Below are 22371 nucleotides of genomic sequence, written 5' to 3' on the forward strand. Positions count from 1 at the left end.
CGTGCGCGTGCTGCGAACCCTCCTCGCGGGCGTCGTCCCGCTGCTCCTGGCCCCCCTGCTGCAGGCCCCCGGCGCCCTCGCCCAGGCGCCCGCCGCCCTCGTCGAGGAGGCGCCCGGCACGCTGGAGGTCACCGCCTCCCAGGAGGTCGTGGCCCCCGGCCTCGTCCTGGAGCGCCGGGCCACGCTCGACGCCGCCGGCCCCGTGCGCAGCCAGCTGCTGCGGCTGGCCCCCGGGTCCACCACCCGCCCCGCGCTGCTGCAGCAGGACCTCTCCTCCCCCCGCACCCCGGCCGAGCTGGCCACCGCCGCCGGCGCGGTGGCCGCCGTCAACGGCGACTTCTTCGACATCGACCGCACCGGCACCCCCGACGGCCCCGTCGTCGTCGGCGGCACGCCGCTGAAGGCGGACGCGGCGGTGCAGTCGGCCGTCGCGATCGCCCCCTCCGGCACCGGCTGGAGCGGGCGCGTCGGCGCGGTGCAGCTGCAGGGCGCGGTCACCGTCGGCGCCCGCACCCTGCCGCTGGCCGCGCTCAACACCCGCACCGTCGCCCCCGACGCCGTCGCGCTGTTCTCCCCGGCCTGGGGCGACGGGAACCGCGCGCTCACCGCGGGCGCGGGGATCGAGCTGGAGGTCCGCGGCGGGCGCGTCAGCGCCGTCCGCGCCCCCGGCGCCACCCCCGTGCCGGCCGACGGCTTCGTGCTCGTCGCCACCGGCAGCGCCGCCGCCGCCCTCGCCGGCACCGCGCCCGGCACGAGCGCGGTCGCGGACACCCGGGTGCGCGACGAGGCGCTGGCGGGCGGGTCCGGCGCCCCGGGCGGCTTCGCGGTCGGCGCCCGGCTGGAGCTGGTGCGCGACGGCAGGATCGCACCCATCGACACCGCCGACCCCACGTGGGCGGCGCTGCGGGCGCGCACCGCGATCGGCTGGACCGCCTCCGGGGAGCTGCTGCTGCTCACCGTCGACGGCGGCACCGCGGCCTCCCGGGGCGTCACGGCCACCGAGACGGCGCAGCGGATGCTCCAGGCCGGTGCCGTCGGCGCGGTGATGCTGGACGGCGGCGGCTCGGCGCAGATGGTCGCCCGCGCCCCCGGCGACGCCGGCGTCCGCGAGGTCGGCGCACCCTCCGACGGCGCCGCGCGCCCCGTCGCGCACGCGATCGGCCTGGTGACCGCGCCCGGCACCGGGCAGGCGGGCCTCGTGCTGCGCACCCCCTCCCCGCGCGTCTTCCCCGGTCTGCACCGCGGCGTCGAGGCCGTGGTCACCGACTCCGCGGGCGCACCGGTCCCGTCCGCGGCGCCGCTGCAGGTCACCGCCGCGGCCCCCGACGTCGCCGCCGTCACCGCCACCGGCACGCGGGCCGTGCTGAGCGGCCTGCGCCCGGGCACCACCACGCTCACCGCCCGCGCCGGCACGGCCACCGCCACGCTCGACGTCGAGGTCCTCGCCCCGCTGGCCCGCCTGGAGCTGGAGCGGCCCGTGGCCCTGCCCGCCGCGGGCGCCAGCACCGACGTGCAGGTGCTCGGACGCGACGCGGAGGGCCGCAGCGCCCCGGTCGACGCGGCCGAGGTGGCCGTCGACGCCGACCCCGCGCTGGTGCAGGCCGGCGCCCTGCCCGACGGGCGGCTGCGGCTGACCGCGCGCGCCGGCGGGCCGGCGGCGACGGCGGTGCGGCTGCAGGCGGCCGGCGTCAGCACCACCGCGGGCGTGGCGCTCGGCCTGCTGCCCCGCACCCTGGACCGCCTCGACGACCCGGGCCGCTGGAGCGCGAGCGCCACCCGCGCCACCGCCGGCGTGAGCAGGGTCGCCGTCGACGACCTGCCCGGCGCGGGCGCGGCCCTGCGGCTGGCGTACGACTTCCGCGGCCAGGCCCCCGGCACCGGCGTCGCCGCCCTCGTGCCGTCCGCGCCCGTGCCGCTGCCCGCGGGCAGCCGCGAGCTGGGGCTGTGGGTGCGCGGCGACGGCGGCGGCGGGTGGCTGCGGGGGACGCTGCGCGTCGACGGCGCCGGCCGGCCGCTCACCTTCGCGGCCCGCGTCGGCGCCGGCGGCTGGCAGCGGCTGGCCGTGCCCGTGCCCGAGGGGGCCCGCGAGCTCGCCCTGGAGCGCGTCTACCTGGCGCAGACCGACCCGGCGGCGCGCGCGGCGGGAGCCCTCGACCTCGCGCTGCTGCAGGCCGGGGTGCCGCCGGAGGCGCCCGGCGGGCCCGACGCCGTGCGCGACGCCGCGCTGGGACCCGCCGCGCCCACCGGCCCGCGCACCTCCCGCACGGCGGTCGTGGCCGGCACCCGCGTCCAGGCCTCCGACCCCTCCTCGGAGGCGGCCCTGGTGGCGGCGCTGCGCCGGGCGGTCGCGGCCGGCGCGCAGCAGGTGGTGCTGACCGGCGACGTCGCGGGCGCCGGGGCGGCCGACGTCGCGGCGGTGCAGGCCGTCCTGGCGCGCGAGCTGCCGGCCGGCGCGGCCTGGAGCTGGCCGTCGGGCACCGGTGCGGTGGGCGAGCGCCGCGACCTGGCGGGCACCCGCTGGCTGGTGCGGGGCGCCGGGGGCGCCGGGGGCGTCGCCGGGCTGGCGTGGCTGCGCGACCAGCTGCGCACGGCCGCCGCGGACCCGGCCGTCACCGGTGTGGTCGTGGTGGCGGGGGCGCAGGCGCCCACCGCCGAGGAGGCGGCGCTGGTGCGGGGGTGGACGGGCGCGCTGCGCGCGGGCGGGAAGCGGGTGGCCGTGCTCTCGCCGGCCGCCGCGACCGGTGCCGTGCGCGAGGAGGAGGTGCTGCGGGTGGGCGTGGGCCCGGCCCGCAGCGCGGTGACGTCCGCGGGCTCGTGGGCGCTGGTGTCGGCGGCGGCCGACGCCGCCAGCCCGCCGCCGGTGGCGCGCGGCCTGCCGGCCGGCACCGACGACGGCTGGCTGCGGGTGCAGGAGGCCACCACGGGCCCGGTCGTCCTCCCCCGGCCGCGGACCGCGCGCTGAGGGCGGCGCGGGCGCCCGGACCCGAGTACCCTTGGCACTCGAACACCCTGAGTGCCAATCGGGGTCCGGTACCCACGGAGACGACGTGCCCACCTACGCCTACGCCTGCCAGTCGTGCGGACACTCCTTCGAGATCCGCCAGTCGTTCAGCGACGACGCCCTGACGGTGTGCCCCGAGTGCTCGGGGCAGCTGCGCAAGCTGTTCAACAACGTCGGCATCGTCTTCAAGGGGTCGGGCTTCTACCGCAACGACTCCCGCAGCTCCGCGGGAGCGTCCTCGGGCGGCTCGGCCTCCTCGGACTCCTCGGGCGGCTCGCCCTCCTCGACCTCGTCCGGCTCCTCCGGCGGTTCGGCGGGCACCTCCTCGTCCTCCACCTCCACGTCCGGTTCCTCCGGCTCCGGCGGCAGCTCCTCGAGCGGCTCGTCCGCCGCCTGAGCACCGCGGTCCCCCCCGCCGCGAGGGGGCCCGCCCCGTCCACAGCCGCGCTCCGGCGGGGACGGCGCAGCGCCCGTCGTCCCTAGCGTGCGGCCATGGCCCTCGCCCTCCCCGCCGACCGCACCCGCTCCGGACCGGGTCCGGCTGCCCGCCGCCGGCGGCGGCTGGCCCGCCGCTGGCTGACGGCCGGGCTCGTCGCCGGCGCGGGGGCGGTCGCGGTGGGCGCGCTGGCCCCGCCCCGGCCGGCGACCCGCCTCGTGCTCGTCGCCGACCGGGACCTGCCGGCGGGTGCGGTGCTCGCCCCCGGGGACGTGCGCGAGGTGCGCTGGGCGGCCGAGACCGTCCCGGTCGGCGTGCTGGGCGGCGACGACCTGCCCGGCCCGGTCCTGGCCACGCCGATGCGGCGCGGTGAGCTGCTGACGCGGACCCGCACCCGGGGCGCCGACCTGCTGGCGGGTCAGCCGGCGGGCACGCTCGCCGCCACCGTCGACGTCGGCGACACCGCCGTGCTGGCCAGCCTGGCCCCGGGCGCCCACGTCGACGTGCTGGCCCGCACCGAGGACCCGGTCACCGGCCGCGCGGCCGGTGCCGAGCGCGTGGCCACGGACGTCGTGGTCCTCAGCGTCCCCGCCGCCGGCGCGACGGCCGGCCTGCTGGCCGGCCCGGGCGCGGGCCCGGCGACGAGCGTGCTGGTGGCCGTCGACGCGCCCGCAGCGGCCCGCCTGGCGGCCAGCGCGGGCCGCACCGTCGTCGCGCTCCACGCGCGGTGAGCGCCCGCTCAGCCCTCCAGGGGCAGCGGCGCGCGGGCGGCCGGCGGCACGGGAGCGCCGCCGGCCGCCGGCTCCTCGCCGCGCAACCGGCGCAGCAGCCGCTGGGCGCTGACGGGCGCGCCGACGTGCGTGCCCTGGGCGACGTGGCAGCCCAGCGCGGCGAGGACCTGCTGGGTGCGGGCGTCCTCCACCCCCTCGGCGACGACGCGCAGGCCCAGGTCCCGGCCCATCTGCACGGTCGAGCGCACGATGACGCCGCGGGCCCGGTCGGTCGTCATGCCGGTGACGAAGCTGCGGTCGATCTTCAGCTCGTCGACCTCGAGGTCGGTGAGGTAGGTCAGCGAGCACTGCCCGGTGCCGAAGTCGTCGACGGCGACGGCGCAGCCGAGCGCCCGCAGCCGGCGCACGACCGCCCCCGCCCGCCGGGGGTCGGAGACGATCCCCGTCTCGGTCACCTCGAGGACCAGCGCCGAGGCGTGCACGCCGTGGCGCTGCAGCACCTGCTCCACGAGGGAGGGCAGCTCGGCGTCGGTGAGCAGCCGCGCGGACAGGTTGACCGACAGGGTCGGCCGGAAGCCCTCCGCGCGCCAGCGCGCGAGGTCGCCCACCGCCACGTCCAGCACCAGCGAGGTGATGCGCCCGACGAGACCGGACTGCTCGGCGAGCGGGATGAAGCGGTCGGGAGCCACGGCGCCGAGGTCGGGGTGGTGCCAGCGCACCAGCGCCTCCACGCCCACGAGGCGGCTGGTGGCCGGGTCGACCTGCGGCTGGTACTGCACAAACAGCTCGCCGCGGTCCACGGCCCGGCCGAGGTCGCCGAGCAGCCGCAGCCGCTCGACGCTGTGCACCTCCCGCCGCCCGGCGTAGGTGCAGGCCCGGCCGCGGACCTCCTTGGCCTGGTAGAGGGCGACGTCGGCGCTCTGCAGCAGCGCGGACGCGGTGCTGCCGTGCTCGGGTGCCAGGGCCACGCCGATGCTGGCCGGCAGCAGGACCTGCAGGTCGCCGACGCGCAGCGGCCGGGACATCTCGCCCACCACCGCGGCGGCGAGCGCCTCGGCGCGGGTGCCGTCGGCCACCAGCAGGGCGAACTCGTCGCCGCCCAGGCGGGCGACGACGGCGTCCCGCGGCGCCCGCACGAGCAGCCGCTCGGCGACCTCGCGCAGCAGGGCGTCCCCCACGGGGTGGCCCAGGGTGTCGTTGACGTCCTTGAAGTGGTCGAGGTCCACGACGAGCAGGCCGGGCCCGGCTCCGGGCCGTCCCGTCGGGCGCAGCGCGCGGGCGGTGGCCCGCAGCAGCGCCCCGCGGTTGGGCAGCCCGGTGAGGTCGTCGACCAGGGCGCGCCGCTCGTGGTGGCGGGCCAGCGCACCGTTGACGACGAGCACGCCCAGCGGCACGCAGACGAGCAGGAGCAGGGAGGCGCCGCCCTCGGCGCTGACGGCGACGACGGGCGCCGAGGCGACGACCGCGAGGGTCAGCAGCGGACCGGACGCGGTGCCCGCGCGCAGCCGGCGGCGGTGCGGGCCCTGGCCGACGACCCGGCGCGCGGCGGCCCGGGCGAGCGTCTCGGCCAGCAGGCCGGCGGCACCGGCCAGCAGCACGGCGGGCCACTGCTGCGGTGCGTCCAGGGCCGGGACGGCGCTCAGCGGGGTGCCGAGCACCTCGTCCAGCACGAGGCGGCAGACGAGGACGCCGGTGACGGCCGTGGCGGTGCGCACGAGCAGCGCCGGGACCGGTGCGCCGCGACGCACGTCGCGCACGAGCGAGGGCACCGCGCGCACGAGCAGCGCCAGCGACAGCGGCCCGAGGGCCGTGAGGGCGACGAGGAAGCCCCAGGCCACGGGCAGCAGGTCACCGCGGGTGCCGGGGCGCACACCCGCCGGGCGGCACTCGGCGGCCACGACGACGACGGCCAGCAGCAGGGCGAAGGCCGAGGTGCGCCACGGAGCCCCGGCGGAGGCCCCGAGGACGGTCGCGAGGACGAGGACGGCGGCGGCGGCGACGGTGAGGACGGCGGTCAGGGGTGCCGTGCGCGCTCCGGGTGCGCGGGGTGCCGGGACGGGCGCGGCCACGGGGGCGGGGACGGTGGCCGTGACGTGGTGCATCCTCCGCCTTCCGCCGTGGTCGAGCCGGTCCGCGGGTGTCCCCCGGACGGGGGACACCCGTCGAGGTTCCGCGCCCATGATGGGGGCCCGCGCGGCCCTGGCAGAAGGCCTGCCGCCGGTCGAATCCGCACATTCGACCGAGAGTGACGCAGCGGCAGCGTTGGGTGGGCGCGTTGTCTCGCAACGCGGTCAGCCGCTCACCGTCCGTCGTGGTCAGTCCCAGTGCGGCGGGCGCTGGGACAGGTACCAGTCGTCGTCGTGGCCGGACGACGGCCGCTCCCCCCAGCCCTCGTCGTGATCGTCCGCGGAGCGCTCGTCCTCCAGCGGGACCTCCCGGTCCCCGTCGCCGCCGCGATCGGGCCCGTGCTCCGCCGGGACGCTCACGAGGCCTCCCGCTCGCGCACCCCGCCGGGCTCCCCCGTCACCGGGGCGCTCCCGGCGGTCAGGCCGGCGACGGCCTGCTCCGGCTCGGCCGGGGCCTCCTCGAGCGAGGCCACGTCGACCACCCACGGCAGGTCGTGACCGGTCTCGACCAGGACCTCCCGCCACAGCGCCGCGATCCGGCCGGCCTCGGCCGCCGCGTCCGCGTGGACGTCGGCCTCCAGCACCTGCACGTACCGCCAGCCGCGGCGCTCGACGCGGGTGGGCCCGTCGACCTCGCGGTCGAGCACCTCCGCCGCCGCCCACGCCGGGTCGTCGACGTGCACGGCCAGCGCCGGGCCGGTGCCGACCCGCGAGCGCGCGTCGCGCACGACGAGCGGCAGGACGCGCGAGGTGCCCACCTCCAGCTCCACCGGCAGGCCCGCGTCCGCGCACGCCGCGGCCAGGCGGCGCACCAGCGGCGAGCGCCCGCGGCCCGCGCCGGCCTCCTGCGGCCGCTCCCAGGCGAGGGCGAGCTGCACGAGCAGCCGCCGCCCCTCGGCGACGTCGCCGGCCCCCTCCCCGGTGCCCGTGCCGGCGCCCGTGCCGGTGCCCGCCCCGGTGGCCGTGCCGGCCGGGGAGGTCCAGCCGGAGTCGTCGAGCAGCAGCGTCGTGCGCAGCCGGGAGCGGGTCAGCGCCATCCACACCTGCGCCACACCGGCACGGGCGCTGCCCGCGGCGCCCAGGCCGGGGCCGTTGAGGACGGCGTCGGCCAGGACCAGCACGTGGTCGCGGCGCTCCCCCGTCCAGCGGCCCGCGGCCGCGACCAGCAGCGGTTCGCGGCCGACGGCCAGCGGCAGGTCCGCGGCGAGCGCGCGGCGGCGCACGGCGTCCGCCAGCAGCTCCGCGCCGGCGGCGTCGGGGACGACGACGCCCAGCGACTCCTCGGGGTGGCGGCGCAGCGCGGTGAGGGCGGCGTCGACGGCGAGGTCCACGAGGGCGTCGGGGCCGCGGCGCGCGCCCGGGGGCCGGCTGGAGGTGCGCACCACGCGGCGGCCGTCGCGGCCCGGGCCGGGCAGCGAGTCCTCGGGCGCCGCGCGCAGCACCTGCGGCACGCCGGCCAGCAGCCCGTCGTCGAGCAGGGCGTGCTGGCGGTCCAGCCGCAGCGTCGGCAGCACGCCCTCGGTGTCGGCGAACAGGCTGCCGGCGGCGTCCGCCGGCACCTCCTCGCGCTCGCGGGCGGTGTGCAGGTCGACGGGCCCCGGCAGCGCCGGGTCGCCCACGACGAGCACCTGGCGGGCGCGCGAGAGCGCGGGCAGCGCGGTCGCGGTGGCGGTGGCCTGCGCGCCGAGGACGACGACGAGGTCGGCCTCCTGCAGGCGGTCGGCCAGCGCGGCCACCCCCGCCGCGGAGACCGCGGTCACCGGCAGCAGCGCCGCGGGGTCCTCGTGCTCGCCGGCGCGGGCGTCGACGGCGTCGCGCACCGCGCGGGCCTGCCGGGCGTGGGCGGCGGCGACGGCCAGCTGCAGCTCGTGGCGCGCGCGCCGCAGCGCACCCGCGTCGGCCGCTCCCACGTGCGGGTCGGCCAGCGCGGTGGTGTCCAGCACCCCGGCCCACCAGGCGGCCTGGACCTCCGCGGGCAGGTCCAGGCTGCCGGGTCCGCTCCAGCGCACCTGCAGCTCCTCGAGCAGCGGCCCCCAGCCGACGGCGGTCAGCTCGTCCAGGAGCACGGTGCGCCGGGGCAGGCTCTCCAGAGCGGCGGCGTCGGCGGCCAGGGAGCGCAGCAGGGTGGTCAGCTCCGGCAGCTGCACCTCCAGCGGCGAGGAGGCGCCCAGCTCGGTCCAGGTGCGCGCCGGCAGGACCTCGGCCAGGGCGAGCAGCTCGTGGCGCAGCGCGCTGACCTCGGCGACGAGGGCGTCCAGGTCGGCGGGGGCGGCGGGGGCGGCCTCGCGCACGGCGACGCGCTGCCAGGTCAGCCGCTGCGCGCGGGCCTGCTGCAGCCAGTCGTGCAGGGTCGCGGAGTCGGCGACCTCGACGTCCGGGCGCACCAGGGCGCGCGCCTGCCGGCGCAGCCGCCAGCGGGCCAGCAGCCCCAGCCGGACGTCGCGGTCCTTGCGCCACTGCGGGCTGGCGGTGGCCGCCGCGACGTCGCCGAGGGACTGGGTGAACACCTCGGGGCCGAAGCGGGCCGTCGTGGCCCGCACGCCCTCCAGCAGCTCGGTGCGGGCCTGCGCCTCGGCCACGGAGGAGGCCCCGCGCAGGCCGGCCGCGTCGCACGTGGTGGCCAGCAGCGCCCGCACGGCCGGCAGCTGCTCGCCGACGAGGCGCTGCACGCGCCGCAGCGCCTGCTCGGCCGCCTCCGGGCTGCGCAGCTGCGCACCGGCCCAGGGGGTGCTCGCCGGGCTGACGTCGAAGGCGCCGAGGTCGACGGCCTCCACGAGCGCGCGCGCCCAGCGCTCGACGTCGGCGCGCGAGCAGCGCTCCAGGGCCTCCCCGCGCAACCGGCGCGACGTCGTCGGCGGCAGCGGCCGCTCGGCGAGGGCCGCGAGCGCCTGCACCGCCTCGTGGGCGCTGACGCCCCAGGGCTGGCGGGGGCGGTGGAAGGCGAGCGCGTGCTCCTCCAGCAGCCGCGCGGGACCCGCCAGGTCCGGCGCGCCGGGGGCGCCGCGCTCGGCGCAGGCCCGGGTGCGGGCCTCCCGGTGGGCCGCGGCCAGCTGCGCGGCCGCGTCGGCGTCCACCGCCGCGGGGTCGAGGTCGGCGACCAGGTGCAGCAGGAGCCGGCCGAAGCCGTGGTCGCGCAGCCGCTCGTCGACCGCGCGCCGGTCGGCGGCGGAGTCGGCCACGAGCAGCACGCGGCGGCCCGCGGCGGCCGCGTCGGCGACGACGGCGGCGGCCACCTGCGTGGCCCCGGTGCCGGTGGGGGCGTGCAGGCGCAGGTCGGCGCCGCCGCGCACGTGCTCCAGCGCCCGCCGCTGGGAGGGGTCCAGGGCCAGGCCGCAGGGCGCGTCCGGGGCCGGCGCCCGCCCGGTCGGCGGTGCCGGGGCCTGCACGGGCGTGCCGGCGGCGAGCGCGCGCACCACGCGGTGCTCGCGCACGAGCGCTCCGCGCCGGCGCAGGTCCTCCAGCAGGTCGGCGCCGGGGTCGGCGAAGGTGGCCAGCAGCAGCCGGCGCTCCACCCGCACGCCACCGGCGCCGGCCAGCTGGCGGCGCAGCTCGTCGAGGGCGGGCGCGGGGTCGAAGCCCCAGTGCGCGCCGACGGCGGCGACGACGCGGCGGGCGTCCAGGTCGACGCCGAGCTCGGCGCGGGCGGTGCGCACGAGCACGGGGTTGACGATGACCTCGGCCGCCAGCTGGACGACGAAGTCGTCCAGGGCCTCCGTCGTGGGCGTCACGGTGCAGCGGCGCAGCAGGACGGGGGTGCGCCGCGGTGTGCGCGGGGGGACCTGGGCGGCGGCGGCCGGCGTGGACCAGCCGGCGGTGCCGACGGCGACCGCGGGCGAGCGGGTGCCGCGCTGGGCCAGCAGCACCCCGGCGAGCCGGTGGGTGGCGCGCACGCGGCGGCGGGCCTCGGCGAAGGCACCGGACTCGCGCACGAGGCTGGACAGGGGGGTGGGGCCGCCGGCGAGCAGCTGCGCGAGGCCGGAGGGGTGCGCCGTCGTGAGGTCCAGGACCGCGTCGGTCCCCACCGGGCAGTCCAGCAGGGCGGACGTCCCGCCGAGGCGCTCCGCCTCCGCCCACCAGCGCCGACGCGTCGTGTCCGGCCCGGCTGCGGGAGAAGACGTCACGGAGCAACAGTAGGCGTCCCGGCGAGCGGTTCGGCTCAGGCGAGGGGTCCCTGCGCGCCGTCGCGCGCGAGCGGCGGGCCGGGAGCGGCCGAGGAGGTGGCCCGCGCCAGCGCCACCAGCGTCACGTCGTCGCGGGCGCGCCCGCCGCTGAAGCTGCGGGCCACCTCCAGGGCCTCGTCGACGAGCGCCTGGGGCGTCAGCTCGGGCAGGCGCCCCAGCGCGGCGAGCACCCCGGAGATGCCCAGCTCGTCGGTGCTGCCGGTGGGGCGGGCCTCGGTGAGGCCGTCGGTGTAGACCACGAGCACCGAGCCCGGCGCCATCGAGGCCGTGCGGGTGCGCCAGGTGCCCGGCACGTCCAGGTGCAGCCACGACAGCAGCGGTCCGGTCGGCTCCAGCTCGGTGACCACGCGCACCCCCTCGCCGTCGGGGCGCAGCACGACGGGCGCGGGGTGGCCGGCGTTGGCGTAGGTGACGGTCCCGGAGTCGGGGTCCACGACGACGACGACGCAGCTGGCGAAGCGCTCCGCCTCGTCGGAGAAGACGCGGGCCGCCATCGCCAGCGCCAGGTCCGGTTCGGGCGCCAGGTGCAGCGCCGCCTCCAGCAGCCGCTTGAGCTGGATGGCGACGATCCCGGCGCGGGCGCCGTGGCCGGAGACGTCGGCGACGACGACGGCGAAGCGGCCGTCGCGCAGCGGCAGCACGTCGTACCAGTCCCCCGCCAGCAGCCCCTCCGCCGGGCGCAGCGCGGCGGCCGCGGACCAGCCGGGCACGACGGGCAGGTCGTGGGCGGCGAGCTGGTCGCGCACCTCCGCCACGAGCGGCTGGCCCTGCTGCAGCGCCTCGCGGGCGGAGACGGCGTCGGCGAGCTCGTCGAGGATGCGCCGCCGCATCGCCTCGGCGGCGGCGGCCACGGCGGCCAGCTCCGGCGGGCCGGGCAGTCCGACGGGGGTCTGCAGGTCGCCGCCGCCCACCCGCAGCAGCTGCTCGGAGAGGCTGTCGAGGGGGTGGACGACCCAGCGGCGCACGAGGTAGAGGACGGTGGGCACGAGCAGCAGGGCGACGGCGGCGACGCCGAGCTGGACGAGCTGCGCGCGCTCGCTCTCGTCCCTGGCCTGCTGCAGCGCCGCGTCGCGCTCGGTCCGCAACGTGCCCAGGAGCGCCTCGATCCGGTCGTAGACGACCGTGAAGCGGCGGGAGGTGGGGGCGTCGAGGATCGAGCGGTTGAGGCCGTCCGCGTCGGCGGTGGCCTTGTACCCGCCCTGCTCGTCGACGGCGGCGCGCCACTCGTCGACGGCGACGAGGATCCTGCCCAGCTGCTCCTCCTGCGGGTCGCTGAGCGCCTGCTCGGCCTGCGCCCGCACCTGCTCCGCACGCTGCTCGGAGCGCCGGATGAGCTCCTCCCGCCGCTGCTCGGTCTGCTGCAGGCGCCGGGCGTCGCTGGCGGTGATGTACCGCCACTGGATGGCCTGGACCTCGACGAGGTCGCCCTGGTACTCCTGCAGCGTCGCCGTGAACTCCTCCGCGGCGTCCTGGTGGTCCTCGTCCTCGCCCGTGGAGCGCACCATGTTCACGAGCAGCACGACGGTGAGCGCGAGGACGACGAGCAGGAACGTCAGGCCGACGACGGACACCCGCCGCTGCAGCGAGGTGCGGAGCATGAGGCGGTGCCACGCCTGCGCCACGGCGCCCAGCTGCCCCACCCCCTCGCTCCGGTCACCGGCCCGTCCCGGTGACGGGTGGGAGACACCATGTCATCCCCCGCACCCGTCGCGTCACCCTCGGCAGCCGGACGGGTGCGTGTCTCACCGGGCGCGCTCGCCGCCCAGGCGGTAGACGTTGACGCGTGATCGACGCCCGCACCTGGCCGGACCAGCTCGTCCTCGTCCGCCACGGGCAGTCGACGGGCAACGTCGCCGACGCCCGGGCCCGGGCCGAGCACGCCGAGCTCGTCGACGTGGGCGAGCGCGACGCCGACGTGCCGCTGTCCGCGCTCGGGCGCGAGCAGGCCCGCGCGGTGGGCCGGTGGCTGGCCGGCGACCCGCAGGCCCCGGCCGCGCCGCAGGTGGTGGTCAGCTCCCCGTACGAGCGGGCGCTGCGCACGGCGGAGGCGATCCTGGAGCAGGCCCGCGCGCAGGGGCGCGAGGTCGCCGAGGTGCGCACCGACGAGCGGCTGCGCGAGCGCGACCTGGGCTGGTGGGACGGGCTGACGGGGCTCGGGGTGCGCGCGCGCTTCCCCGAGGAGGCCCGGCGGCGGCGCGCGCTGGGCAAGTTCTACTACCGCCCGCCGGGCGGGGAGAGCTGGTGCGACGTGGCCCTGCGGGTGCGCAGCCTGCTGGCCTCGCTGCGCGAGGAGCACGCCGGCGAGCGGGTGCTGCTGGTCTCCCACCAGGCGGTGATCATGAACTTCCGGCTGGTGCTGGAGGGGCTGGACGAGGCGACGCTGCTGGGCCTGGACGCCACGCAGCCGCTGGCGAACTGCTCGGTGACCTCCTACGTCCGCGGCCGGGCCGGCCTGCGGCTGCAGCTGGCCGGGGACACCACGGCCACCCGCGAGGTGCGGGTGACCGACGACGACGTCGACGACGAGCCGGACGCACCGGCCGGGCGAGGAGCACCGTGAGCGGCACCGGCGGGACCAGGGACGCGGCAGAGCGGGCGGTCACGGTGACCTCCTCGGTGCTGCGGCGGTGGCCGCTGCCCCCGCCGGGCACGGGCAAGGAGGCGCGCGGGCGCACGCTCGTGGTGGGCGGCAGCACCCGCACGCCGGGGGCGGTGCTGCTGGCGGCGGAGTCCGCGCTGCGCAGCGGGGCGGGCAAGCTGCAGGTGGCGACGACCGCGACGACGGCGGCGCCGCTGGCGGTGGCGCTGCCGGAGGCGCTGGTGCTGCCGCTGGCGGAGACGGCCGGCGGCGGGATCGACGCGGGCTGCGGCCGGCGCGGCGGGGAGCTGGCGGAGCTGGTCGAGCAGGCGCACGCGGTGCTGCTGGGCGTGGGGGCGGTCGGCGAGCCCGACGTGCGCGGCCTGCTGGAGGACCTGGTGCCGCAGGTGAGCACGGTCGCGGTGCTGGACGCGCTGGGACTGGCGCCGGTGACCGCCGACGTGACGTTCCTGCACCACCTGCAGGGCCGGGCGGTGCTGACGCCCAACCTCACCGAGCTGGCGATCGTGCTGGACGCGGACCCCGAGGAGATCGCCGCCGACGTGCCGGCGGCCGCGCTGGAGCTGGCCGCGCGCAGCCGCACCGCGGTCGCCGCCGGTGGCGGGGAGTCGTGGATCGCCGCCCCGGACGGGCGGCTGTGGCACGACGCGACGGGCGGCGCGGGTCTGGGGGTGTCCGGCTCCGGCGACGTGCTGGCGGGCATCGTCACCGGGCTGTGCGCGCGGGGCGCCGACCCGGTGCAGGCGGCCGTGTGGGGGACGCACCTGCACGGGCGCGCGGGCGACCGGCTGGCCAGCTCGGTGGGCCGGTTGGGCTTCCTGGCCCGCGAGCTGCCGCCCCAGGTGCCCCGGGTGCTGGCCGAGATCGAGGTCTGAGGCCTCCGGGCCCTCGGCCCGCGGGACCTCGACCTGCGCAGCTCAGCTCAGCAGCGCGGCGGCGGTGGGCGCGAGGTCGTCCATGGGGATGTCCAGCTGCCAGGTGGTGGAGGAGCGGTCGACGCAGTCGGCGGGGTCGCCCTGCGGGCCGGCCCAGGTCTGGGGCCGGGCGGTGACCTTCCAGGCGGCGCCGCCGTGCTGGCGGGCGCGGCCGGCCAGGGCGTCGTCGCCCGAGCGCACCGCTGCGGAGGCGATGACCTCGACGGCGCGGCCCAGGGAGCGGGCGTCGTAGAAGGCGACGGTGCAGCCCGCGGCCGTGGAGCTCGTGGCGACGAGGATGCAGCCCGACTCCTGCAGCGCGGCGTCGATGGCGGCGACGGCGGCCTGCTGGCGGGGGGCGCGGCGGGGGGCGGGGACGGCGGCGCGCGAGTCGGTGCGGACGCTGGTGACGGACATTCCGGGTGCTCCTCGAGGTGACGACGTCGGCCTGGTGTCGGAGTCGTCATCGACCCGGCCCGACACCCAGGAGACGGCATCGGTCGGCGTGCTGTGCGCCTTGAGTGTAGGTCCCCCGGCGGGTGCACCCGACCACGAGGGCCTCCCGTTCGCCTGGGGCGCAACCCCTTTGCAACGACAGGCTGTCGTAGTTCGACGCTGTCGGACGGCGGGGGCGCCCAGCTCGGGGCCGGGCCGCGCGCACCGGTAGGGTGCCACCCGGGCCCCCGTAGCTCAGGGGATAGAGCATCGGTTTCCTAAACCGTGTGTCGCAGGTTCGAATCCTGCCGGGGGCACTGGTCCGTTCGGCGTGGTCGCCGTGGACGGGGTCAACCGACCCGGCGCGGCGACCGATGCACCACGGGGGGCCGTGCCGCCTCCGCCGCCCACGCCGAGGACCCGCCCCCATGCCGCAGCACCCCGCCGCCACCCGGCCGCCGCTGGCCCTGCGGCCGTTCACCGCCGTCCTCGGCGCCCTCGCCCCGTCCGCCCGCGCCGCCGTCCTCGTGCTGGCGGCGCCGGCCGTGGGCGGGTGCGCCCTGCTCGCCGGGCGGGTGGCGGGCGCCCCCGCCGGCCCGACCGCCTCGCTCGCCGCCGTGCTGCTCGCCCTCCTCGCCGCCGGGCTGGTCGCGGCCGGTGCCGCGCTGGGCGCCGCCGAGCGCCGCGCGGCCCAGGAGGCGCTGGAGCTGGCGCGCGCGCAGGTGCGGGAGCGGGAGCGGGAGCTGGCGCAGGCCGCCGAGCAGCTGGCCGAGCAGGAGCGCGCGAGCTTCGTGCGCCAGCAGTTCACCGAGAAGCAGTCGCGCGCCCGCGCGCAGGAGCTCGTCGACGACTCCTCCTCGCAGATCGTCGGGCACCTCGCGCAGGTCGAGGGGCAGGTCGGCAGCGTCCGCTCCGCGACCGCGGCGATCGACGAGAAGGCGCTGACGGCGGCCGCCGCCACCCGGGGCATCCTCGAGCGCGCCGAGCAGGCCGACGCCGACGTCGCGGCGCTGGAGGAGTCGCTGCGCTCGGTGGGGTCGATGGCGACGGTCATCGCGCAGGTCGCCGACCAGACCAACCTGCTGGCCCTCAACGCCACCATCGAGGCCGCCCGGGCCGGCGCGGCGGGTGACGGCTTCCGCGTGGTGGCGGCCGAGGTGAAGGAGCTGGCGGCGACGACGGGCCGCTCGACGGCGGAGATCGCCGCGACGGTGAGCGCGGTGCAGGAGAACGCGCACGCGGTGCTGCGCAGCCTGCGCTCGGTGCAGGAGCACCTCGGCGGCATCGACGAGGCGGCCGCGGGCGTGCGGGAGGTGGCCGCCCACCAGTGCGAGGTGGTCGAGCTGCTGCAGGCGTCGGTGGCCGCGGCCGTGGACGGCGCCCAGCGGATGGGCGACCTGGCCACGACGATGGAGCGCCGTCGCGTGGCGCGCTTCGCCTGCCGGCAGCCGCTGACGGTCTCGCTCGGCGGCCGCGACGAGCAGGCGACCGCGCTCGACCTGGGGCTGGGCGGTGCGCGGGTGCGGGTGGTCGGCGCGCAGCCGCCCGGCGTCGGCAGCCGGGTGGTCGTGCGGTGGCCGCACCCCGCGGGCCCCCTCGTGCTCGAGGCCGCGGTGGCGCGCACCACGTCCGTGCCGGACGGCTGCGAGCTGGGGGTCGTCTTCGACGCGGGCGCCGCCGGGGCCGCGCAGGCGCTGCGCGAGCTGGTCGCGGGGCTGGAGCGCCAGCAGGCCCTGCGGGAGTGACGCGCGGGGGCTGAGCGGGGGCGCGGAGGGGGTGATGTCGCTCACACCGCTCACCCGCCCGCCCGCGGGCGCACCCACCCCGGTGCAGTGCAAACGTTGCAACGTGCAAAGGTAGCCGCCGTTCCTTCGACGTTGCACTGGAGCTCTCGTGTCTGCACAGCGCGGGAGGGCGGACGGCAAGGCCGACGTCCTCTTCGACATCCGAACCGTCATCGGCGGCCTGTTCGCCGTCTACGGCGTGGTCTGCCTGGTCTGGGGCCTCGTCTCCTTCACCGCCGCCGACGAGGCGAAGACGGGTGGGATCAACCTCAACCTGTGGGCGGGCATCGGCATGATCGCGCTCGCCGCGGTCTTCATCGGCTGGACGCTCGCCCGGCCGCTGCACCCGGCCGAGCCGACCGCCGACGAGGTGGAGCAGCCGTGACCGCCGCCCTGCCCACCGTCCTGCCCGGCGTCCTGCCCGGCGTCCTGCCCGGCGCCCTCGCCGGCGCCCCGCAGCGCATCGACGCCCACCTCGTCGACTACCTGCTCGTCGCCTTCTACTTCGTCGTGGTGCTCGGCATCGGCCTCATCGCCCGCCGCAGCGTCTCCTCCAGCCTCGACTTCCTGCTCTCCGGGCGCAGCCTGCCCGCGTGGGTCACCGGCCTGGCGTTCGTCTCCGCGAACCTGGGCGCCACCGAGCTGCTGGGCCAGGCCGCCAACGGCGCCCAGTTCGGCGAGCAGGCCTTCCACTACTACTGGATCGGCGCGATCCCGGCGATGGTGTTCCTCGCGCTGGTGATGATGCCGTTCTACTACGGCTCCAAGGTCCGCTCGGTGCCCGAGTTCCTCGGCCGCCGCTTCGACGCCAAGACCCAGCGCCTGCAGGGCGTGCTGTTCGCGGTCGCCTCCGTGCTGCTGGCCGGCGTCAACCTCTACGCGATGGCCATCGTCGTCAACGCCCTGCTCGGCTGGCCGACGTGGCTGGCGATCGTCGTCGCGGGCGTCATCGTGCTCGCCTACACCTTCCTCGGCGGGCTGTCGGCGGCCATCTACAACGAGGTGCTGCAGTTCTTCGTCATCGTCGTGACGATGGTCCCGATCACGCTGGTCGGCCTGCACCGCGTCGGCGGCTGGGACGGTCTCGTGGGCCGGCTCACCGCCCAGGGCAGCACGGAGATGCTCCAGCCGTTCCCGGCGCAGGAGCTCACGGGCATCGGCTCCTCGATCGGCTCGACGATCGGCGTCGTCCTCGGCCTCGGCTTCGTCACCAGCTTCGGCTACTGGACGACGAACTTCACCGAGGTGCAGCGCGCGTTCTCGGCCCGCAACGCCTCCGCCGCGCAGCGCACCCCGCTCATCGCCGCGATCCCGAAGGCGCTCGTCGCCCTCGTGATCATCATCCCCGGCATGGTCGCCGCCGTGCTCATCCCCGGCATCGAGAGCCTGAAGCAGGGCCTGCCCAGCGACGTCACCTACAACGACGCCGTGCCGATGCTGCTGCGCGAACTGCTGCCCAACGGCTTCCTCGGCGTCGCGCTCGCGGGTCTGCTCGCCGCCTTCATGGCCGGCATGGCGGCCAACGTCAGCTCGTTCAACACGGTCTTCACCTACGACCTGTGGCAGGACTGGCTGCGCCCGGGCCGCGACGACGCGCACTACCTGAAGGTCGGCCGCGCGGTCACCGTCATCGGCACCGTGCTGGCGATCGGCACCGCGTTCATCGCCGCCGGCTTCACGAACATCATGGACTACATCCAGACGCTGTTCTCGTTCTTCAACGTCCCGCTGTTCGCGGTGTTCATCTTCGGGTTGTTCTGGAAGAAGCTCACCGGCTCCGGGGGTTTCTGGGGCCTGGTCAGCGGCACCCTGGGCGCCGTGACGATCTTCGTCCTCAACCAGGTCGGCGTCCTGTCGCTGTCCGGCCAGGGTTCGAGCTTCCTCGGCGGCGGTGTCGCCACCGTCGTGGCGGTGCTGGTGGGCTGGGCCGTCTCGCGCGGCGGCACCCCGAAGCCGGAGGCCGAGCTCAACGGCCTGGTGTGGTCGCTCACCCCGGCGTCGGTGCGCGCGGTGCCGCGCGAGGCCGGCTGGTTCCGCTCCCCCGCCGTGCTGTCCGTCCTCGTCATCGCCCTGGCCGTCGCCGGCTACGTGCTGTTCGCGGTGGCCTAGGCCGCTGCGCACGCGCGCAGACGCCCCCGGTCCCCTCGCGGGGGCCGGGGGCGTCCTCGTGCGCGGGGCCGTCAGCCGCCGAGACCGCCCGGCTGCAGGACGCCGTTGACGGACAGGTTGTACGGCGCGGCCGGAGCGGGCGCCGACTCGGTCGGGTCGTCCGCCGTCACGATGACCGCGGCGACGTCGGGCGTGAAGCCGAGGACCTTGGCGACGGGAGCGGCCGTGGACCAGCCCCAGCGGGTCTGCACGACGGGCAGCTGGACGACCGAGACGCGCTTGGCGTCGTAGCCGACGAGCTGCACGGTCCAGCCGGCCACCGGGACCGGGTGGGCCTGGGTGATCGACTGCCACGTCGACAGGTCGGTGGCGCCGGCGAGCGGCTGCCCGCCCACGGCGACGGAGCGGACGGTGACGCCCGGTTCGTCGACACCGCCGTCGGTGAGGTACCGCAGCGCGATCTGCACGTCCTTCCCCGCGTACGCGGAGGCGTCGTACGTCTGCTCCCCCGAGACCTCCCCGGTCAGGCCGGGCAGGTTGGCGCTGATGCGCGGTTCGGTGCCGGCGTCCTCGGAGGTGGTGTCCTCGCTGGACAGCGACACCCAGCCGCCCTTCGCGGGGTCGAAGACCTGGACGACGAAGAAGTCGTAGCCCTCCTCCGCCGCCACGTCGAGGTCGAGCGTGATCGTCGGGTCCTGCGCGGGGACGGCGACGGTGCGCACCAGGCCGCGGTCGAAGGAGCTGCCGCTGCCGGAGACCAGGGCGCCGTCCTCGACGGTCCACTCCACCGGCGTCGTCGGGTAGCTTCTCGCGCCGTTGAAGGTGACCAGGCCGTTGGACAGGTAGCCGCGCGCGTCGCGCAGCCGCACGTAGTCGGCGCCGTTGACCGGCGCACCGGGCGAGGCGTGGGACTGCGGCGAGTCCCAGTTGACCTTCGCCGACAGCGAGGCGGTGCTCAGGACCTTCGCGCTCTTGCCGGACCTGGTCTTCGCACCGCGGTCGAGGGCGTTGTCCACGGCCATCGCGGCCACGAAGTCGTGCAGCACGTCCTGGGCGCTCCGGCGGTGGCCGAAGTCGTCCAGGACCGCGTCCAGGCCGGCCAGACCGCCCTCGGGCTCGTTGTGCAGGGCCTTCATGAACGGCTCGCCGCCGAAGTGGTCGTGCACGTAGAGCATGAACGCGTACGCGCTGCCGTAGTCGGCGAGGATCTCCGGGGCACCCTGCTCGCCCCACTGCGTCAGCGACTGCTCGGGGCCGCCGTAGCTGCGCTGCTCGTTGAAGCCGAGGAAGGTCCGGATGTAGCTGTCGGCCTCCTCGGTGTCCGGAGCGGGCCGGGGGTCGGAGAAGTCGAGCAGGTCCTCGGCCCACATCGACAGCCCCTCGTTGACCCAGGAGACCTCGTCGGGGTCAGCGTAGTACTGCAGCAGGTGCTGGTACTCGTGGCCGAACGTCCCCTCGTAGGTGCGCGGCGACGGCTCCCCCAGGCCCGGGCGCTGCAGGAACTCGGCGCACGCGCGGTAGTCGGCGTCCTGGGAGTCGTCCGGCGGGTTCTCGCCGGTGCGGTGCAGCCAGTCGAAGCCGTCGATCGTCATGACGTTGCGGTCGAGCAGCTCGTTGAACGTCGAGTAGAAGAACCCGGCGATGTACGTGCGGCCGTTCTCGTTGGTCGGGTCGAAGTAGTTCTGGTCGCGGACGTTGTCGATGAGGGCGACGGTGCGCCGGCCCTCGCCGGCCCAGTAGTCCGCCGGGTAGGCGCCCTCGAGCGCCTCGTCGAGCAGCGCGCCGCTGCCGTCGCGGTCGGGGGCCACCGAGAACGCCCTCGACTCCGCGGGCAGGATCGTCTCGTCGAACTCCCGCACGAAGCCGGCGACCTGCTCGTCGGTGATGCGGGTGAGCTCCCCGCCGCCGACCTCGTTGCGGCAGTCGCCCTCGGGGAAGGACAGGTCGTCGGCCACCCACAGCTCGATGTTCTCGCCGAGGCCGCGCAGGGTGTAGCCGCGGACGTCGATGCCGCTCTCGACGGGCTCGCCGTCGGGGGTCACCCCGCCGTCGACGAGCGAGGGCCAGTCCTTGCGCGCGCCGACGGCGAGCTCGCCGTCGGCGGCCCGCGGCGCGGCCAGGGTGCTGCGACCCGCGGCGGCGGAGCCGCCGTCGGCGACCAGCGGCAGCGGGGCGCCGCCGTTGTAGTCGCCGCCGAGCACGCGGACGTCCGCGGGTGCCTGCTGCGCCGCCGTCCGAGGGGCTGCGGCGGCGGACACCGCGCAGACCGGGACGGCGAGCGCCGTGACGCACAGCGCGGCCAGCGTCAGCCGGCCGCGGCGCGAGGGGTGGGGACCCATGCCTCTCCTCCAGAGATCGAGCCGGCGGCCGGGTGGTCCTCCCCCGGAGGGCCCAACGCCAGTACGTGGCGTGAGCTTCTACTACTCACAGCGAGGCCACAAGGGGCCCGGCCGAACCGGTCGGCAGGATCTCCCCGCGCCCTTGGCGCAGGATGTTCCCGTGCCCTACCGCGTCATGACCGTCTGCACCGGCAACATCTGCCGCTCCCCGATGGCCGAGGTGGTGCTGCGCGAGCGCTTCGCCGCCGCCGGCCTCGCCGACGAGGTCGTCGTCGACTCCTCGGGGATCTCCGACGAGGAGGAGGGCAACCCGGTGGACCGGCGGGCGGCCTCGGTGCTGCGCGAGCACGGCTACGAGGTGCCGCGCCACCGCGCGCACCAGGTGACGCCCGGGGAGATCGCCTCCCGGGACCTGCTGCTGGCCATGACGGCCCGGCACGCGCGCTGGCTGCGCACCCAGGCACCGGACGCGGAGGCCGCGGCCCGGGTGCGGATGTACCGCTCCTTCGACCCGGCCGCCCCGGCCACCGGGGGCCCCGGCGCGGTCGCCGACGAGTCGGAGCTCGACATCGACGACCCCTGGTACGGCGACCGCAGCGACTTCGAGACCACGCTGGAGCAGGTCGAGGCCGCCGCCGACGCCGTCGTGGCGCACGTGCGCGAGCAGCTCCAGCGCCGCTGAGGCCCCCGCAGGGCTCAGACGGGCAGCGCCCACAGGCTCGAGGAGACCACCGGCACGTAGCCGGCGCGCTCGTACAGGCCCACGGCGCCGGAGGGGTTCTCGCTGTCGACGTCGAGGGCGACGGCGGCCATCCCGGCCGCGGCCGCGCGCCGGGCGACGGCCGCCAGCAGCAGTGTGGCCAGACCGCGCCCGCGGTGGGGCCGGCGCACCCCCAGGTGGCCGAGCTCGGCCTGCGGGAAGCCCAGGGCGGGCCAGTCACCGGGGTGGGCGTAGACGTCGGCGTAGGCGGCGATCGCGCCGTCGGGGCCGAGGACGAGCAGGCTCAGGTCGCGGCGGTACTCCGAGCTGCCGGTGACGAAGGCGCTCCAGTCCGCGCGGCTGAGCGGCTGCGAGCCCCAGTGGTCGGCGAAGACCTCGTTGTGGACGCCGCGCAGCTGCTCGTCGACGTGCTCGAACGGCACCCCGAGCCGCGCAGCGGCCTCCTCCAGGACGAGCAGGCGGAAGCCCGGCGGCGCCTGGCGCGCGGGCGGCGGCCCGGGACGCAGGTCCAGGCGCACGGTGGAGAACCACCGGCGCACCCGCAGGCCGTGCCGCTCGCACAGCGAGCGCAGGTCCTCGCGGCCCTCCTCCACCCACACCTGCAGCTCCCCGGGCACCTGGCGCCCCAGTTCCGCCCGCCGCGCGGCGGCGCGCTCGGCCGCGGTGGCCCGGCCCCACGCCAGCAGGGCCGTGCCGATCCCCCGCCCGCGCCAGGCGGGGTCCACGACGCCGTCGAGCACCAGGCGCAGCTGCGAGACGTCCCCCAGCCGCAGCCCCACCGAGGCCGCCGCACGCAGCTCGCCGGTCGCGTCGACGCCGGCGACGCTCTGCCGCCGCGCGTCGAACCCCTCGGCCGCCAGGACCGAGCGCAGCCAGTCCTCGCTGTCGCGGCAGGAGGGCCGGTCGACCCCGGCGGCCCGGTCCTGCAGCCGCCACCAGGCGGCGACGTCGTCCTCGGTCAGCGGCCGGGTGCTCAACCCGGGCAGGGTGTCCAC

General features: G+C 77.8%; 16 protein-coding genes and 1 tRNA gene. 10 read left to right on the forward strand and 7 right to left on the reverse strand.

The features are described from left to right. The first annotated feature begins 1 nt into the window (after position 1). The 3 genes from ACRYM2_RS05155 (at position 2) to ACRYM2_RS05165 (ending at position 4168) form a co-directional block, all read left to right on the forward strand. Positions 2-2962 carry a phosphodiester glycosidase family protein gene (locus tag ACRYM2_RS05155; RefSeq protein ID WP_432520387.1) on the forward strand — a complete coding sequence of 987 codons (2961 nt, stop codon included), beginning with the start codon at positions 2-4 and terminating at the stop codon, positions 2960-2962. An 85-nt stretch (positions 2963-3047) separates the two neighbouring features. Continuing rightward, entirely contained in the window at positions 3048-3398 is a 351-nt protein-coding gene (locus ACRYM2_RS05160; RefSeq protein WP_432520388.1) for an FmdB family zinc ribbon protein, read from the forward strand. Between the two features lie 95 nt (positions 3399-3493). Continuing rightward, positions 3494-4168 carry an SAF domain-containing protein gene (locus ACRYM2_RS05165; RefSeq protein WP_432520390.1) on the forward strand — a complete coding sequence of 225 codons (675 nt, stop codon included), beginning with the start codon at positions 3494-3496 and terminating at the stop codon, positions 4166-4168. Positions 4169-4176: 8 nt separating this feature from the next. On the opposite strand, the gene ACRYM2_RS05170 is transcribed toward ACRYM2_RS05165, so the two are convergent. From ACRYM2_RS05170 to ACRYM2_RS05185, 4 genes are all read right to left on the reverse strand, one after another. Continuing rightward, complete coding sequence (locus ACRYM2_RS05170; RefSeq protein ID WP_432520391.1) at positions 4177-6270, reverse strand: putative bifunctional diguanylate cyclase/phosphodiesterase; 2094 nt, start codon at positions 6268-6270, stop codon at positions 4177-4179. A gap of 213 nt (positions 6271-6483) precedes the next feature. Further along, positions 6484-6654 (reverse strand): hypothetical protein, encoded by a 171-nt coding sequence (locus tag ACRYM2_RS05175; protein WP_432520392.1) that lies wholly within the window; start codon positions 6652-6654, stop codon positions 6484-6486. Then, positions 6651-10415: a hypothetical protein gene (locus ACRYM2_RS05180; RefSeq protein WP_432520394.1), complete on the reverse strand. Its 3765-nt coding sequence runs from the start codon at positions 10413-10415 to the stop codon at positions 6651-6653. The genes ACRYM2_RS05175 and ACRYM2_RS05180 overlap by 4 nt, the downstream gene beginning before the upstream one ends. 35 nt (positions 10416-10450) lie before the next feature. Then, positions 10451-12115 carry a PP2C family protein-serine/threonine phosphatase gene (locus tag ACRYM2_RS05185; RefSeq protein ID WP_432520395.1) on the reverse strand — a complete coding sequence of 555 codons (1665 nt, stop codon included), beginning with the start codon at positions 12113-12115 and terminating at the stop codon, positions 10451-10453. A 143-nt stretch (positions 12116-12258) separates the two neighbouring features. Between ACRYM2_RS05185 and ACRYM2_RS05190 the strand changes: the two genes are divergently transcribed. Further along, on the forward strand, positions 12259-13035 hold the full coding sequence (locus ACRYM2_RS05190; RefSeq protein WP_432520396.1) for a histidine phosphatase family protein: 777 nt from the start codon (positions 12259-12261) through the stop codon (positions 13033-13035). Then, complete coding sequence (locus tag ACRYM2_RS05195; RefSeq protein WP_432520398.1) at positions 13032-13949, forward strand: NAD(P)H-hydrate dehydratase; 918 nt, start codon at positions 13032-13034, stop codon at positions 13947-13949. Before ACRYM2_RS05190 ends, ACRYM2_RS05195 begins: the two co-directional genes overlap by 4 nt. A gap of 42 nt (positions 13950-13991) precedes the next feature. On the opposite strand, the gene ACRYM2_RS05200 is transcribed toward ACRYM2_RS05195, so the two are convergent. After that, positions 13992-14405: a hypothetical protein gene (locus tag ACRYM2_RS05200; RefSeq protein WP_432520400.1), complete on the reverse strand. Its 414-nt coding sequence runs from the start codon at positions 14403-14405 to the stop codon at positions 13992-13994. 262 nt (positions 14406-14667) lie between these two features. Between ACRYM2_RS05200 and ACRYM2_RS05205 the strand changes: the two genes are divergently transcribed. The 4 genes from ACRYM2_RS05205 to ACRYM2_RS05220 all read left to right on the forward strand — a co-directional run bounded on the left by ACRYM2_RS05205 (position 14668) and on the right by ACRYM2_RS05220 (position 18316). Next, positions 14668-14740 (forward strand) — tRNA-Arg (locus tag ACRYM2_RS05205). 111 nt (positions 14741-14851) lie between these two features. After that, a complete protein-coding gene (locus ACRYM2_RS05210; protein ID WP_432520401.1) occupies positions 14852-16168 on the forward strand; it encodes a methyl-accepting chemotaxis protein in 1317 nt (438 codons plus the stop codon). A gap of 148 nt (positions 16169-16316) precedes the next feature. After that, positions 16317-16592: a hypothetical protein gene (locus tag ACRYM2_RS05215; RefSeq protein ID WP_432520402.1), complete on the forward strand. Its 276-nt coding sequence runs from the start codon at positions 16317-16319 to the stop codon at positions 16590-16592. Between the two features lie 44 nt (positions 16593-16636). Beyond that, complete coding sequence (locus ACRYM2_RS05220; protein WP_432520429.1) at positions 16637-18316, forward strand: sodium:solute symporter family protein; 1680 nt, start codon at positions 16637-16639, stop codon at positions 18314-18316. A 71-nt stretch (positions 18317-18387) separates the two neighbouring features. On the opposite strand, the gene ACRYM2_RS05225 is transcribed toward ACRYM2_RS05220, so the two are convergent. After that, positions 18388-20655: a peptidase M6 gene (locus ACRYM2_RS05225; protein ID WP_432520403.1), complete on the reverse strand. Its 2268-nt coding sequence runs from the start codon at positions 20653-20655 to the stop codon at positions 18388-18390. Between the two features lie 175 nt (positions 20656-20830). On the opposite strand from ACRYM2_RS05225, the gene ACRYM2_RS05230 reads away from it, so the two are divergent. Further along, positions 20831-21337: a low molecular weight protein-tyrosine-phosphatase gene (locus tag ACRYM2_RS05230; RefSeq protein WP_432520431.1), complete on the forward strand. Its 507-nt coding sequence runs from the start codon at positions 20831-20833 to the stop codon at positions 21335-21337. Between the two features lie 14 nt (positions 21338-21351). On the opposite strand, the gene ACRYM2_RS05235 is transcribed toward ACRYM2_RS05230, so the two are convergent. Beyond that, positions 21352-22371 carry a GNAT family N-acetyltransferase gene (locus tag ACRYM2_RS05235; protein WP_432520405.1) on the reverse strand — a complete coding sequence of 340 codons (1020 nt, stop codon included), beginning with the start codon at positions 22369-22371 and terminating at the stop codon, positions 21352-21354.

It is taken from the genome of Kineococcus aridisoli (assembly GCF_050871885.1).
GTDB lineage: Bacteria > Actinomycetota > Actinomycetes > Actinomycetales > Kineococcaceae > Kineococcus.

Coding starts and splice junctions, on each gene's coding strand:
- ACRYM2_RS05165 (WP_432520390.1), top strand. CDS start 3,494: ATGGCCCTCGCCCTCCCCGCCGACCGCACCCGCTCCGGACCGGGTCCG.
- ACRYM2_RS05230 (WP_432520431.1), top strand. CDS start 20,831: ATGACCGTCTGCACCGGCAACATCTGCCGCTCCCCGATGGCCGAGGTG.
- ACRYM2_RS05210 (WP_432520401.1), top strand. CDS start 14,852: ATGCCGCAGCACCCCGCCGCCACCCGGCCGCCGCTGGCCCTGCGGCCG.
- ACRYM2_RS05170 (WP_432520391.1), bottom strand. CDS start 6,270: ATGCACCACGTCACGGCCACCGTCCCCGCCCCCGTGGCCGCGCCCGTC.
- ACRYM2_RS05200 (WP_432520400.1), bottom strand. CDS start 14,405: ATGTCCGTCACCAGCGTCCGCACCGACTCGCGCGCCGCCGTCCCCGCC.
- ACRYM2_RS05225 (WP_432520403.1), bottom strand. CDS start 20,655: ATGGGTCCCCACCCCTCGCGCCGCGGCCGGCTGACGCTGGCCGCGCTG.